Below are 13,495 nucleotides of genomic sequence, written 5' to 3'. Positions count from 1 at the left end.
CTCGACGACCTCTGCCTTCCGTCGCCGGGCGGGCTGGGGAATGCTGAGAGGGGTGCGGCACGACGAGCCCGTCCGGCGATTGAGGACAGGGGGGACGGGGGCTTGCCGCCGGTTTCGGGGAGGGGCGGGGTGGGGGAGAAGGCCCGCCGCAGGCGTAGCGGTGGCGGTGGGGGTCACGCGTCGCCCTCCAGGTCACCCTCGAGGTCGAGATAGGTGGAGCGCAGGCGCTCCAGGGTCTCGGGGTCGGGGGCGGACCACAGCCCCCGCTCGGCCGCTTCGAGCAGCCGCTCCGAAATCCCCCGCAGAGCCCAGGGATTGGACTTCCGCATGAATTCCTGGTTCTCCGCGTCGAAGACGTACTCGGTGGCGAGCTTCTCGTACATCCAGTCGTCCACCACCCCCGCCGTGGCGTCGTACCCGAAGAGATAATCGACGGTCGCCGCCATCTCGAAAGCCCCCTTGTACCCGTGCCGCCGCATCGCGGCCATCCAGCGGGGATTGACGACCCGCGCCCGGAACACCCGGTGCGTCTCCTCACCGAGGGTCCGCGTGCGGACCTGGTCCGTGAGCGCGGAGTCGCCGACATAGGCCCGCGGGGAGTCGCCGGTCAGATGCCGGACCATGGCGACCATGCCCCCGTGGTACTGGAAGTAGTCGTCGGCGTCGACAAGGTCGTGCTCACGTGTGTCGACGTTCTTGGCGGCGACCTGGATACGGCGGAAGGCGGCCTCCATGTCACCGCGGGCGGCCCGCCCGTCGAGACCGCGGCCGTAGGCGTAACCGCCCCAGACGGCGTAGACCTCGGCGAGGTCGGCGTCGGAGCGCCAGTTGCGGGCGTCGATCAGCGGCAGCAGCCCGGCCCCGTAGGCACCGGGCTTGGAGCCGAAGATGCGGGCGGTGGCGCGCCGCCGGTCCCCGTGCTCGGCGAAGTCCTCGTCGGCGTGGGCGCGTACGTAGTTGACGTCGGCGGGCTCGTCCAACTCCGCGACGGCCCGCACCGCGTCGTCCACGAGGGCGACGACGTGCGGAAAGGCGTCGCGGAAGAAGCCGGAGATGCGGACGGTGACGTCGATCCGGGGCCGCCCCAACTCCTCGGCGCCGACGACCTCGAAGCCGGTGACCCGCCGGGACGCGTCGTCCCACAGCGGACGGCAGCCGAGCAGCGCCAGGATCTCGGCGATGTCGTCGCCCTGGGTGCGCATGCACGACGTGCCCCACACGGTGAGGCCCACGGACTGCGGATACGCGCCGGTGTCGGCGAGGTGCCGGGCCAGCAGCGAGTCGGCGAGCGCCGTGCCGACGTCCCAAGCGAGCCTGGACGGAATGGCCTTGGGGTCGACGGAGTAGAAATTGCGGCCGGTCGGCAGGACGTTGACCAGGCCGCGGGTCGGCGACCCGGAAGGCCCGGCCGGTACGTAACCGCCGCGCAGCGCCCGCAGGATGTGGTCGATCTCGTCGGTCGTACGGGCCAGGCGCGGCGCGACCTCGCGGGCGGCGAATTCCAACACCCGTACCGCGTCCGGCACGTCGTGGTCGCCCAGCACCTGCGCGACCACCCCGGCGGCGGCGTCACGGTGCCAGTCGGCGGCCTCCATCGCCTCCGCGAGCCGCCGCGCGAGCTGCTCCAGCAGGTCGACGGCGTCGGAGGCGGTCCGCGCGGGGCCGGCCGAGAGCGAGGTGAGCGCGGACGGCAGCTCCACGCGGGCGCCGGGCTCGGCGAGCAGCGTCTTCTCCACCAGGCCGAAGGAGAGCGCGAGCGCGGCCCGCAGCCCCGGCAGCGCGCCGCCGACCCCGCCCCACACCTGCGCGGAGCGCAGCACGGCGAGGACCAGATTGGTCCTGGCCTCGCCGACCGGCCCGCCGCCCAGGATGTGCAGACCGTCCCTGATCTGCACGTCCTTGATCTCGCAGAGCCAGCCGTCGACATGCAGCACGAAGTCGTTGAAGTCGTCCTCCTCCGGCTGCTCGTCCACGTGCAGGTCGTGGTGGAGTTCGGCGGCGCGCACCAGGGTCCAGATCTGGCTGCGGACCGCCGGGGCCTTGGCCGGGTCGAGATCGTTCACCAGGGCGTACTCGTCGAGGAGTTGCTCCAGCTTCGCGAGGTCGCCGTATGTGTCGGCGCGGGCCATCGGCGGCACGAGGTGGTCCACGACGGTGGCGTGGCCGCGCCGCTTGGCCTGGGTGCCCTCGCCGGGGTCGTTGACGATGAAGGGGTAGACCAGGGGGAGTTCGCCGAGGACGGCGTCCGGCGCGCAGCCCGCCGACAGCCCGAGGCCCTTGCCGGGCAGCCACTCCATCGTGCCGTGCTTGCCCAGGTGCACGATCGCGTCGGCGCCGAAACCGCCCTCGGCGGTCGCCGTCTCCAGCCAGCGGTACGCGGCCATGTAGTGGTGGGACGGCGGCATGTCGGGGTCGTGGTAGATCGCGATCGGGTTCTCGCCGAAGCCGCGCGGCGGCTGGATCATGATGACGACATTGCCGAACCGCAGGGACGCCAGCACGATGTCGTCGCCGTCGAGGTAGAGGGAGCCCGGCGGCTCTCCCCAGTGCTCCAGCATCCCGGCCCGCAGGTCGGCGTCGAGCGTCGCGAACCACTTCTCGTAGTCGGCCAGCGGCACGCGCGCGGGCGCCGCCGAGAGCTGATCCTCCGTCAGCCACTCCACGTCGTGACCGCCAGCCGCGATCAGCCGGTGGATCAACTCGTCGCCCCCGGAAGGGTATTCACCGGTCACGTATCCCGCCTCGCGCAGCGCGTCCAGCAGCCGTACGGCGGAGGCGGGGGTGTCGAGGCCGACCGCGTTGCCGACCCGGGAGTGCTTGGTCGGGTAGGCGGTGAAGACCAGCGCGAGCCGCTTGTCGGCGTTCGCCTTGTACTTCAGCGCCGCGTGCCGGACCGCGATACCGGCGACCCGCGCCGCCCGCTCCGGATCGGCCGCGTAGACCGGCACGTCGCCCTCGCCGGTCTCCTTGAACGAGAACGGCACGGTGATCAGCCGCCCGTCGAATTCGGGGATCGCCACCTGCATCGCCGCGTCCATCGGTGTCAGCGCCGCGTCCGACCCCAGCCACGCCTCGCGCGACGAGGTCAGGCACAGGCCCTGGAGCACCGGCACGTCCAGGTCCGCCAACGCGCCGATGTCCCACGCCTCGTCGTCCCCGCCCGCCGTCGCCTCGGACGCGACGGTGCCGCCCGCCGCCAGCACGGTCGCCACGATCGCGTCGGCCCGCCCGAGCAGCGCGTACAGCCCCTCGTCGGCGCTGCGCAGCGAACCGCAGTACACCGGAAGGGCGTTGGCGCCCTTCGCCTCGACCGCCGCGCACAGCGTGTCCACGAACGCGGTGTTCCCCGACAGTTCGTGCGCCCGGTAGAAGAGGACGGCGACGGTCGGCAGGGCCTCGTCGTACGCGTACGCGCCGTGCACGCCGTACTCGGGCATCCGGCGGGGCGCCTCGAAGCCCTCGCCGCTCATCAGCACCGTGTCGGACAGGAAGCGGGCCAGCTCCGTCAGATTCTCCGGGCCGCCCTCGACCAGATAGCGCAGCGCCTCCGCGACGACACCCGCGGGGACCGACGACAGCGCCATCAGCTCCGCGTCCGGCACCGACTCACCGCCCAGCAGCACCGTCGGCACCCCGGAGGCCGCGAGCGCCGCGAGCCCCTCCTCCCAGACCCGTCGGCCGCCGAGCAGCCGGACCACCGCGATGTCCACGCCGTCCAGCAGCGCGGGCAGTTCGGCCGCCGGATCGACGCGGGAGGGGTTGCCGATCCGGTAGGAGACGGCGGACGAGTCGGCGGCGCGGGCCGCCAACAGGTCGGTGTCGGCGGTGGACAGCAGCAGAACGGTGCTCACGTGTGCCCCATCGTCATCGTCACGTCCCGTTCCCCGGCGGGGGAACGGGTGGGTCTGCGGCCGGCCGGCCGCCCCGGAGAAGTCCTTACGGGTGCCGCCCCGGCCGTCGTTCCTGCCGTTGCTCCGGCTGTTGTCCCGGTTGCCGTTCACGGCGCGCCCGGCGGCACGAACGGCAGGTCGGGCGGCGGCCCCTGCTCGATCAGCCGCAGCAGCGCGCCGGTGTCCGCGTGCTCCTCGATCAGATCGCCCAGCCGGTCCAACTGCGCCTCGCGCAGCGCCCCGAAGGACGTGTCGGGCGCCGGGACGAAGCGCCGCCCGGCGGCGGCGGCCACCCGGCGCAGGAACGCCCGGCGGAAACCGTCGCTCTCCAACGAGCCGTGCCAGTGCGTGCCCCACACCGCGCCGACCCGGCAGCCGTCGAGGAACTCCTCGTCACCGCCCCGGACTTCGGCCACCCCGTGGTGGATCTCATAGCCCTCGACGCGCTCCCCGTACGCCGTCCCGACCGGCCTGGCCAGCGTCTTCGCGGCGGCGAAGCGCACCCGGACCGGCAGCAGGCCAAGACCGGGGACGGAGCCCGCCCGCGACTCGACGTCGTCCTCGATGCGGTCGGCCAGCATCTGGAAACCGCCGCAGACACCCAGCACCGGACGCCCCTCGGCGGCCCGCCGTACGACGGCGTCGGCCAGGCCGCGCTCACGCAACCACTCCAGCGCCCGCACGGTGCCGCGCGTGCCCGGCAGCACCACGAGGTCGGCGTCCGCCAACTCCTCGGCCCGGTCCACGAACCGCACCACCACCCCCGGCTCCGCCGCGAGCGCGTCCACGTCCGTGAAGTTCGACATCAGCGGTACGGCGACCACCGCGACCCGCAGCAACTCCGCGCCGTGCGGCGGCGCGACCACCGATTCATGGGCGGCGCGCGGCGACACGCTCCCCCGAACTCCGCCCCGGGGGACCCCCAGCCCGTCCTCCTCGTCGATGCCCAGGCCGTGGGCGAACGGCAGCACGCCGAGCGTCGGCCGGCCGGTCAGCTTGTGCAGCATGTCCAGACCCGGCCGGAGCAGCGAGACGTCACCGCGGAATTTGTTGACCAGATAGCCCGCGACCAGCGCCTGGTCCTCGGGCGCGAGCAGCGCCGTCGTCCCGAAGAAGGACGCGAAGACGCCGCCGCGGTCGATGTCGCCGACCACGACCACCGGCAGTCCGGCCGCGCGGGCCACGCCCATGTTCACGATGTCGGTCCTGCGCAGATTGATCTCGGCCGGGCTGCCCGCGCCCTCGCAGATCACCGCGTCGTACCGGCCGCGCAGCTCTTCGAGGCAGCCGGTGACCGTGCCCAGCAGATCGGCCTGCCGTCCGCCGTGGTAGCCGCGCGCGCTCAGTTCGCCCACGGCCTTGCCCAGCACCACGACCTGGCTGCTGCGGTCGCCGCCCGGCTTGAGCAGCACCGGATTCATCAGCGCCGACGGCTCCACGCGGGCGGCCTGCGCCTGCATCGCCTGTGCCCGGCCGATCTCGGCGCCCTCCCGCGTCACGAACGAGTTCAGCGACATGTTCTGCCCCTTGAAGGGGGCCACGCGTATGCCCTGCCGCACCAGCCACCGGCAGATCCCCGCCGTCACCACGGACTTGCCCGCGTCCGAGGTCGTCCCGGCGACCAACAGGCCGCCCCCGAGGGCCGTCACGAGGTCCCCCCGGCGCCGGAGAAAGGCCGCGCCCGGCGCGACACCGTCGGACTCCACGCTCGTGCTTCGCGCCGCCGCGGCGGACGTATCCCTCCGCCGACGGCACGTCCCCCGAAGGGCCGTTCCCCCGGTCGGCCGTGGCCCGGCCCCGAGCCGTCCCGTATCGCCGCCGTCAGGACGCAGAGCGCCGCCGCGGCGGCCGAGACCCGCCGCGACAGCCGGACGGCCCGCGCGATGTCGGCCGGGGCCGGGGCCGGGTGTTCGGCGCCCAGGACGGCGCGGTGTTCGGTGCGGCCCGCGTAGGAGAGGGTGCCGCCGAGACGCAGGCGCAGGGCGCCGGCGAAGGCGGCTTCCACGGGTCCCGCGTTGGGGCTGGGGTGCGCGGCGGCGTCCCGGCGCCAGACGCGCAGGGCGGTACGCGGCGAGGGCCCGGCGAGGACGGCGAGCGCGGCGGTGAGGCGGGCGCCGGGGTAGCCGACGACGTCGTCCAGCCGCGCGGCGGCCCAGCCGAATCTCAGGTGGCGCGGCGACCGGTGACCGACCATCGCGTCGAGCGTGTTGACGGCGCGGAAGCCGACCAGCCCCGGCACCCCGCCCCACGCGCCCCACACCAGGGCCCCGACGACCGCGTCCGAGGTGTTCTCCGCGACCGACTCGACCACGGCGCGCGCGATGCCCGCCGCGTCCAGAGCCTGCGGGTCGCGTCCGCACAGGTGCGGCAGCCGGGCGCGCGCCGCCTCGATGTCCCCGGCGTCGAGCGCGGCGGCGACGGCCCGCGCCTCACGGGCCAGTGACGTCCCGCCCAGCACCGACCAGGTGGCGGCGGCGGTCAGCGCGACGCGGAGCGCGACGGAGGACCGTACGGCCCGGTCGGCCAGCGCGGCGGCACCCACCGCGCCCCCGGCGCACAGCACGGCGTACACCGCCCCACTGCCCCGGTCGTCACGCCACATCCGGCGCTCCAACGCGCCCGCCGCGCGCCCGAACACCGCGACCGGATGGCCGCGACGCGGGTCGCCCGCGACGAGATCGCCGAGAAAGCCGAGTGCGGCGCCGTACGCGAACACGCGATCGGCACGCACCGGTTCAGCCCGCGTCCACGCCGTCCAGGTGAAGTGCCGGACAGGGTGGCGTACTTGTGCGCACCTGCGTGCGGTGGTCTGTGACGAGTCGAGCGCAGCCGGGCATGGCAGAGGTCCTCACTCAGGGTCCGCGCCCTGGTTCGACGTGACCGGCGGTGAGAGTCTCCTGGCTCCCGGATCTACGCACTCCCGGCCTTCCAACCGGATTTCCGGCCGTGACGTACGGGTTGGGAGTGCACTCCCCGGTGACAGTGGCGGGACCGCGCCGGATTCGCACCGGACTTCCTCTCCTGCCGCCGCATGGCCTCCGCAGTCCACCACGTGCGCGCAGGCAGGTCAACTCACCGTTGACCTGGGAAGACGGAGTGTGGCGAGGTCCACATCCGCCGCCGAAACCCGTGAGTTCAGGCCACGATCAGATAGATGCCGTACGAGACCGCCGCGGCGCACACGGCGAAGCAGGCGTAGCCGCCGGTCCGGGCGAGCAGGGCGCCCCCGTGCGAAACGGAGCCGGACCCGGATGCGGCGGGGGAGCCGGAGCCGGAATCGGACGCCGGAGCGGAGCCGTGCTTGGTGAGGCCGACGATGCCGAGGGTGAAAAGGCCGACCAGGCCCACGGTCGCCACGAGGGTGACGCCGAAGACCGTGCCGAGCGCGTGCCAGTCGATGCTCATGAGGGGGTCCCTGGGTCCTTGAGGTAGAGCGGGGAGGCGCGGGGGAGGGGCAGGTCAGGCCGTGGCGGGTGCGCCGGGAACGGTGTCGGAGGGGGCGCCGGGCGCGACGGTCCCGGCGGGCGGCGGGATGACGGCCGCGATGGCCGCGGTGACCGCGCCCTGCGGCTCGACCGCCGCGTCCGGACCGGCGGCCGGGTCGCCGTCCAGGTCGTTGACGTTGGCGTGCGTGACCGGCTTGCGGCGCGACGCCGTACGGATGACCGCGCACACGGCCAGGCCGAGGACCGCCACGGCGGTGACGCCCCAGGTGCCCTCGTCGGCCAGCAGCGCGGCGCCGGCCGCGACCAGTCCGGCGGCGGGCAGCGTGAGCCCCCACGCGGCGACCATGCGGCCCGCGGTGCTCCAGCGGACCACCGCGCCCTTGCGGCCGAGGCCCGCGCCCATCACGGAGCCGGAGCAGACCTGCGTGGTGGACAGCGCGAAGCCGAGGTGCGAGGAGGCGAGGATGGTGGCCGCGGCGCCGGTCTGGGCGGCGAAGCCCTGCTGCGGCTGGATGTCGGTGATGCCCTTGCCCATCGTGCGGATGATCCGCCAGCCGCCGATGTACGTACCGAGCGCGATGGCGCTGCCCGCCGAGACGATGACCCACAGCGGCGGGTCGGCGTGCGGGGCGACGACGCCGCCGGTGATCAGCGCCAGCGTGATGACGCCCATCGTCTTCTGCGCGTCGTTCGTGCCGTGCGCGAGCGAGACCAGGCCCGCGGAGGCGATCTGGCCCGCCCGGTAGCCCTTGGAGGTGGCCTCGGGGTCGGCGTGGCGGCCGATCCGGTAGGTGAGCCGGGTGGCGAGCGTGGCGGCGAGACCGGCCACGATCGGCGCGGCGACGGCCGGGATGAGCACCTTCATGACGACCGCCTCGCCGTGCACACCGTGGGTGCCGACCGAGACGAGGGTGGCGCCGATGAGGCCGCCGAACAGGGCGTGCGAGGAACTGGACGGGAGCCCGGCCAGCCAGGTGAGCAGATTCCAGACGATCGCGCCGACGAGCCCGGCGAAGATCACTTCCGGTCTGATGCCGGAGGACTCGTCGATGATGCCGCCGGAGATGGTCTTGGCGACCTCCACCGAGAGGAAGGCGCCGACGAGGTTGAGCACGGCGGACATGGCCACCGCCGTCTTTGGCTTGAGTGCGCCGGTCGAGATGGTGGTGGCCATCGCGTTGGCGGTGTCGTGGAAACCGTTCGTGAAGTCGAACACGAGTGCGGTGACGATCACGATTCCGATCAGGAGCGTGATGTGTTCCATGTACCCAGGCATTCGTTTGATCGGACAGTGGCGAGGCGACCGTACGGAGAGCGGATGAACGGAAGATGAACTGACGGCGGCTTTGTGGTGCCGGAGCGGTCGGGCGGCCTCAGTCAGTATCAAGCCGATCCGGCCGATCGGACCCCTCGGGGAGGCGATCCGCGCCCGTCGGGGGCCGGGCGGTGATAATGCCCGTGTGCAGGACTCCTTGGAGAAGGCTTGGTCGGACGTGGTGGACACCGCCCGGCGCACGGTCGCCGACGGGCTGGTGGTCGGCACCTCGGGCAATGTCTCGGCCCGCGTCGGCGATCTCGTGCTGGTCACCCCGACCGGCGTCCCCTACGACCGGCTCGGCCCGGCGGACGCCGTAGTGGTGGATCTCACGGGCCGCCGCCTCATGGGGGAGCTGCGGCCGACCAGCGAACTGCCCATGCACCTGGCCGTCTACCGCGCCACCGACGCCCGCGCGATCGTGCACACCCACGCCGCGCACGCCACCGCCGTCTCCACCCTCGTCGACAAGCTGCCCGTCATCCACTACATGGCGGCGGCCCTCGGCGGCCAGGTCAGGGTCGCGGACTACGCCACCTACGGCAGTGAGAGGCTGGCCGCCGCAGTCCTCAAGGCGCTCCGCGACCGCACCGGCTGCCTGATGCGCAACCACGGCACCCTCGTGTACGCCGACACCCTCGACAAGGCGTACGACAACACCGCCCAGCTGGAGTGGATGTGCCGCGTCTGGCTGCTGGCCGGATCGGCCAACGGCCACGAGCCCCGTACGCTCCCCGGCCGCGAGCTGGCCAAAGTCGCGGAAAAGCTGCGCGGCTACGGGCAGGGCGCGCCGGAGCCCGCCGACTAGACGACTCGGGCCGCCGCTTCTCCACCGTCTCCACACACGCTTCTCCCCGCGCCCGCCGCGCCCGGCCGCCCCGCGCCCGCCGTCCGCCCCCGTACGCCACCCGCCCGTACGTCACCCGGCCCCCGTACGTCACCCGGCCGCCGTCACTCGCCCCTACGTCACCCGGCCGCCGCCGTCGCCTGGCCGCTTTCGGCCGACGCGCTCACACTGGAAGAGATGCGTACCCGAACCGCGGTGGCCATGGCAGCCACCACCGTGCTGGGTGCCGGAACGGCCGCGCTGGCGGCCGGCCGGTACGGATCCCGCTTCGCCCTGAGGCCGTCGCTGAGAGGCCCGGTGCCCGAGGGCGACGTGACGCTGCACAGCGTGGCCGCGGACCAGGTGGTGCTCACCCGCACCCTGTCCTCGGCCCGCCCCGGCGTCTGGGGCCTGACCGGCGACGATCTGCACGCCGCCGTCGGCGACGTGCTCGACCTGACCCCGTACTCGGTGACCCGGCGGCTGCTGAGCGTCCAGCGCGGCGCCCTCACCCCCGGCGCCCGGGTCCGGCTGACCCCGCAGGCGTGCGCGGGCGACCCCGGCAGCGCCATCGGCCTGGACCACACCGAGGTCCTGCTGCGCGGCGAACTCGGCCCGCTGCCCGCCTGGTTCGTGCCCGGCGCCCGCGACACCTGGGTGATCGCGGTGCACGGCCTCGGCGCCACCCGCGAGCACCCGCTGAACGTGGCGACCGCCCTGCACGCCCACGGCCTCCCGCAGCTCCTGCTCGCCTACCGCAACGACCCCGGCGCCCCCGCGTCCCCCGACGGCATCGGCCACCTCGGCGCCACCGAATGGCGCGACCTCGACGCGGCGATGCGGTACGCGGTCGAGTACGGCGCCCAGCGGCTGGTGCTCTTCGGCTGGTCCACCGGCGCCACGATGGCCCTGCACGCGCTGGCCGGGTCCCCGGTACGCGACCGGGTCAGCGGCCTGGTGCTGGACTCCCCGGTCCTCGACTGGGAGGCCACCGTCCGCGCCGCCGCCGAGTCCAACGGCGTCCCCGACGTGCTGATGCCGCTCGCCGTCCGCGCCGCCGAGGGCCGTACCGGCCTGCTCCCCGAGCCGGTCGCCGCCGCGGCGGACCCGGCGCGGCTGACCGTCCCCACCCTGCTCGTGCACGGACCGGGCGACACCCTCGCCCCGTGGGCCGCCTCCCGCGAACTCGCGGCCCTCCGAGCCGACTTGGTGACCCTCCACACCGTGCCCGACGCGCCGCACGCGGCGATGTGGAACGTCAACCCGGCGGACTACGAGGAGACGTTGCGGCGATTCCTCACACCACTGATGTGACCGGTGTCAAGACCGCCCCATCAGGGTGAGAGCCGCCCCGGAAACCCCCGCTGAGCTGCGACGACGCGAGCGCGAAGGGGCCCGGAAGAGCGCCCCCGGGGCACCCTTGTAGATCATCGGGCCGGGTTCCGTTTGGGATTATGGGCGCTCACCGGAGAGACTTCTCCAGTGACGTCCCGTAGCCCGCGAGACACTCCGCTCCGCCTTGTCCCCCGACGGCCGCTCACCGCCGCCCGCCGGACCGCAACGACGCGCCGGTCCAGACCCCCGCGGCCGCCCGAGGGCACGCCGCCGCTGCCGCAGCTCGCCCGGCTGGCCCGCGCCGAACTGGCCGACGCCGCACGGCTCGCGCGCTGGGCCGGCACCGGCCCCGGCACCGCGGGACCGACCGGCATACTGCCCGACGACGCCGCCGCGCAGGCCGCAGCGGCGCTCGACCTGACCCGGCCGCAGATCCGTACCGCATGGGACCGGGCGCGGCTGTCGGGGCTGATCGAACTGCACGGCGGCACCGCACGGCCCGGCTGGCGGCTACGGGCCTGGGACACCGACGACACCGCCGTGCTGCGCGGCTGGGTCGCGCTCTTCGACGCCTGGTCGCTGGCCCACCCCTTCCTGCCGGGCCCGCAGGCCGGTCCCGACCCGGCGCTGGTCGCCGAAGTCATCGAGGCCGCACCGCAGTTGCTGTCCTTCCTGCACCTGTCCAACGAGCCGGTGCCGATCGACACCCTGCTCGACCTGCTGCGGCAGCGCGTCGCGGAACTGCGCGCCGAGCGGCACGAACCGCCCGCCGACGGCGCGGGCGACGCCCCCGACCCGCTGCCCGCGCTGCTCGACTGGACGCTGGACGCCGTCGCCCGGGTCGGCGCGCTGCGCCCCCGCGACCCCAAGCGCCCCGACGAGGTCACGCTCACCGCGATCGGTTCCTGGGCGGTGTGGGTCAAGCTGGAGCAGATCTGCGTGGCCGCGCAGGGCCCCGCGGGACACATGGAGCAGTCCGCCGAGACCATGCTGCGGGCCAGCGCCCGCCTCTCGCCGGGTCCGGCCCGCGCCGAGTACCGCGCCTGGCTGGCCGCCCGCCCGGTCGCGCTGGCCGTCGGCGAGTTGCTGGACACCGCGCGCGGCGACGACGCCCTGCTGCGCGGCCTCGCCTTCGAGGCGCTGCGCGTGGTCGGCGACCCCGCAGAGCCGGCCGTCCGCGGCGTGGTCGAGGAGCCGACCCTGCGCCCCTACGCGGTGCTGTGGCTGGCGGAGTTGGACGGCGGCGACCCGGACACCGCGACCGGCCTGCTGACCCGCGAGGAGGCCACCTGGCTGTGGATCGACACGGCCGCGGCCGTCGCCGACCACGGCGAGGACCACCTGCTCGTCAGCCACCTGGAGACCGCGGTCCAGGGCTCGGTGCCCGGGCTGCTCGAAGAGGTCCGCAACGTCGGCCACCCCCGGACCGTCCAGGTGCTCGTGGCGCTCGCCGCCGCGCACCCGGACCCCGCCCTGGCCAAGGCGATGCGCAGGGCCGCCTTCCAGGTCCACACCGGCGAGACCTGAGCCGCCGCGAGCGGTACGCGACCCCCGCGCCGTACAGCGCGCGGGGACCCGTACCGCCCGCCGGTCCTCAGTCGAAGGTGTCGCAGGCCGCCAGGTCCCCGGTCCTCAGCCCGGTGGTGAACCACTGCTGACGCTGCGCCGCGGACCCGTGCGTCCAGGCGTCCGGCGTCACCCGCCCCTGTGCCCGCGACTGGATCGTGTCGTCGCCGACGGCCGCCGCCGCGTCGAGACCGCGCGCGATGTCGTCGGCCGTCACCGCCGTGATCAACGAGGTGCCGGTGGCCGGATTGAGGGTCCTGGTGGCGTTCTTCGCCCACAGCCCGGCATAGCAGTCGGCCTGCAACTCCACGCGTACGGACGCGCTGTCGGCCCCGCTGCGGCCGTCCTGGGCCGCGCTCAGAACACCCGTCAGATTCTGCACATGGTGGCCGTATTCGTGCGCGACGACATAGCTTTCTGCGAACGGCCCGCCTTTGGCGCCGAATTGGGTCTGCAACGTCTGGAAGAAATTCAAGTCGATATAGACCTTGCGGTCCGCGGGGCAGTAGAACGGCCCGGTCCGCGGGTCGGCCGGACCGCAGCCGGTGCTCACCGGAGCGTCGAAGAACACCGTCGGCGCGGTCCGGTACGCGGCGCCGCGGCGGCTGAACTCGGCGGTCCAGTACGCCTGCACGCTGTTGACCACGGCCACGATCCGGCACTGCTCCTGCGCGTTGGCGTCCCGCCCGGTCGAACAGTTCCCCGCCAGACCGGCGTCGGCCGCGCGCGTGTCCGAGACGATGTCGGAGCCGCCGCTGAGGCCGAGTTGGTCGGGGCTGATGCCCAGCACCAGGCCGATCACGACCGCGAGCAGCCCGGCGATTCCGCCGCCCACCATCTTCCCGCTGGGGCCGCCGCCCGAACCGCCCCGCCGGTCCTGGACCTGCGAGGTGTCGAGCGGAGTGTCGTCGTCGAACCGCATGTGCCGATTATGTGTGATGTGCCCCACTTCGGCGCACCGGTGGCCGGGTACCGGCGCGCCCCTGACCGGGGGCCGGGGCAGTCGGCCCCGCGATGCCCGCGCCCCCCGGCGCGGTAAACCGTTTGCCGGCCGCCGGTAGACTGAGCCCCATGGCAGTTCTATTCCTCGATTAGCCACGGCGTACGACCTCGCGCC

The 13,495-nt window shown here is 73.9% G+C and carries 9 protein-coding genes and 1 riboswitch; of the genes, 3 read left to right on the top strand and 6 right to left on the bottom strand.

Features of this window, described 5'->3' with window-relative positions; genetic code table 11:
* Positions 1-173: 173 nt before the first annotated feature.
* From cobN to ACZ37P_RS00290, 5 genes are all read right to left on the bottom strand, one after another.
* Positions 174-3,851 (bottom strand): cobaltochelatase subunit CobN, encoded by a 3,678-nt coding sequence (cobN, locus tag ACZ37P_RS00310; protein WP_467344132.1) that lies wholly within the window; start codon positions 3,849-3,851, stop codon positions 174-176.
* A gap of 146 nt (positions 3,852-3,997) precedes the next feature.
* A complete protein-coding gene (locus ACZ37P_RS00305; protein WP_467344130.1) occupies positions 3,998-5,539 on the bottom strand; it encodes a cobyric acid synthase in 1,542 nt (513 codons plus the stop codon).
* Positions 5,536-6,621, bottom strand: a complete 1,086-nt coding sequence (locus tag ACZ37P_RS00300) for a cobalamin biosynthesis protein (RefSeq protein WP_467344128.1) — start codon at positions 6,619-6,621, stop codon at positions 5,536-5,538. Before ACZ37P_RS00300 ends, ACZ37P_RS00305 begins: the two co-directional genes overlap by 4 nt.
* Before the next feature lie 159 nt (positions 6,622-6,780).
* A riboswitch (cobalamin riboswitch) is annotated at positions 6,781-6,909 on the bottom strand.
* A gap of 116 nt (positions 6,910-7,025) precedes the next feature.
* Positions 7,026-7,295, bottom strand: coding sequence for a hypothetical protein (locus ACZ37P_RS00295; protein WP_355333741.1), 270 nt, complete (start codon positions 7,293-7,295; stop codon positions 7,026-7,028).
* Between the two features lie 54 nt (positions 7,296-7,349).
* Positions 7,350-8,600, bottom strand: coding sequence for an inorganic phosphate transporter (locus tag ACZ37P_RS00290; protein WP_355333739.1), 1,251 nt, complete (start codon positions 8,598-8,600; stop codon positions 7,350-7,352).
* Between the two features lie 196 nt (positions 8,601-8,796).
* Here ACZ37P_RS00290 and ACZ37P_RS00285 point away from each other — a divergent pair, with 196 nt between their 5' ends.
* From ACZ37P_RS00285 to ACZ37P_RS00275, 3 genes are all read left to right on the top strand, one after another.
* Positions 8,797-9,459 (top strand): class II aldolase/adducin family protein, encoded by a 663-nt coding sequence (locus ACZ37P_RS00285; protein ID WP_401313225.1) that lies wholly within the window; start codon positions 8,797-8,799, stop codon positions 9,457-9,459.
* Between the two features lie 216 nt (positions 9,460-9,675).
* Positions 9,676-10,791 carry an alpha/beta hydrolase gene (locus ACZ37P_RS00280; protein ID WP_467344125.1) on the top strand — a complete coding sequence of 372 codons (1,116 nt, stop codon included), beginning with the start codon at positions 9,676-9,678 and terminating at the stop codon, positions 10,789-10,791.
* Positions 10,792-10,959: 168 nt separating this feature from the next.
* A complete protein-coding gene (locus ACZ37P_RS00275; RefSeq protein ID WP_391044183.1) occupies positions 10,960-12,339 on the top strand; it encodes a hypothetical protein in 1,380 nt (459 codons plus the stop codon).
* A gap of 67 nt (positions 12,340-12,406) precedes the next feature.
* Here ACZ37P_RS00275 and ypfJ read toward each other — a convergent pair whose 3' ends face one another.
* The gene (gene ypfJ / locus ACZ37P_RS00270; RefSeq protein WP_467344123.1) at positions 12,407-13,300 is read right to left on the bottom strand and encodes a KPN_02809 family neutral zinc metallopeptidase; all 894 of its coding nucleotides are present in this window, start codon (positions 13,298-13,300) and stop codon (positions 12,407-12,409) included.
* Positions 13,301-13,495: the final 195 nt, after the last annotated feature.

Source organism: Streptomyces sp. NPDC024632 (genome assembly GCF_055559175.1).
Note: the sequence above shows the minus strand (reverse complement) of the source record. Positions and strands in the feature narration are given on the sequence as shown.

Coding starts and splice junctions, on each gene's coding strand:
- ACZ37P_RS00280 (WP_467344125.1), top strand. CDS start 9,676: ATGCGTACCCGAACCGCGGTGGCCATGGCAGCCACCACCGTGCTGGGT.
- ACZ37P_RS00290 (WP_355333739.1), bottom strand. CDS start 8,600: ATGGAACACATCACGCTCCTGATCGGAATCGTGATCGTCACCGCACTC.
- ypfJ (WP_467344123.1), bottom strand. CDS start 13,300: ATGCGGTTCGACGACGACACTCCGCTCGACACCTCGCAGGTCCAGGAC.
- ACZ37P_RS00295 (WP_355333741.1), bottom strand. CDS start 7,295: ATGAGCATCGACTGGCACGCGCTCGGCACGGTCTTCGGCGTCACCCTC.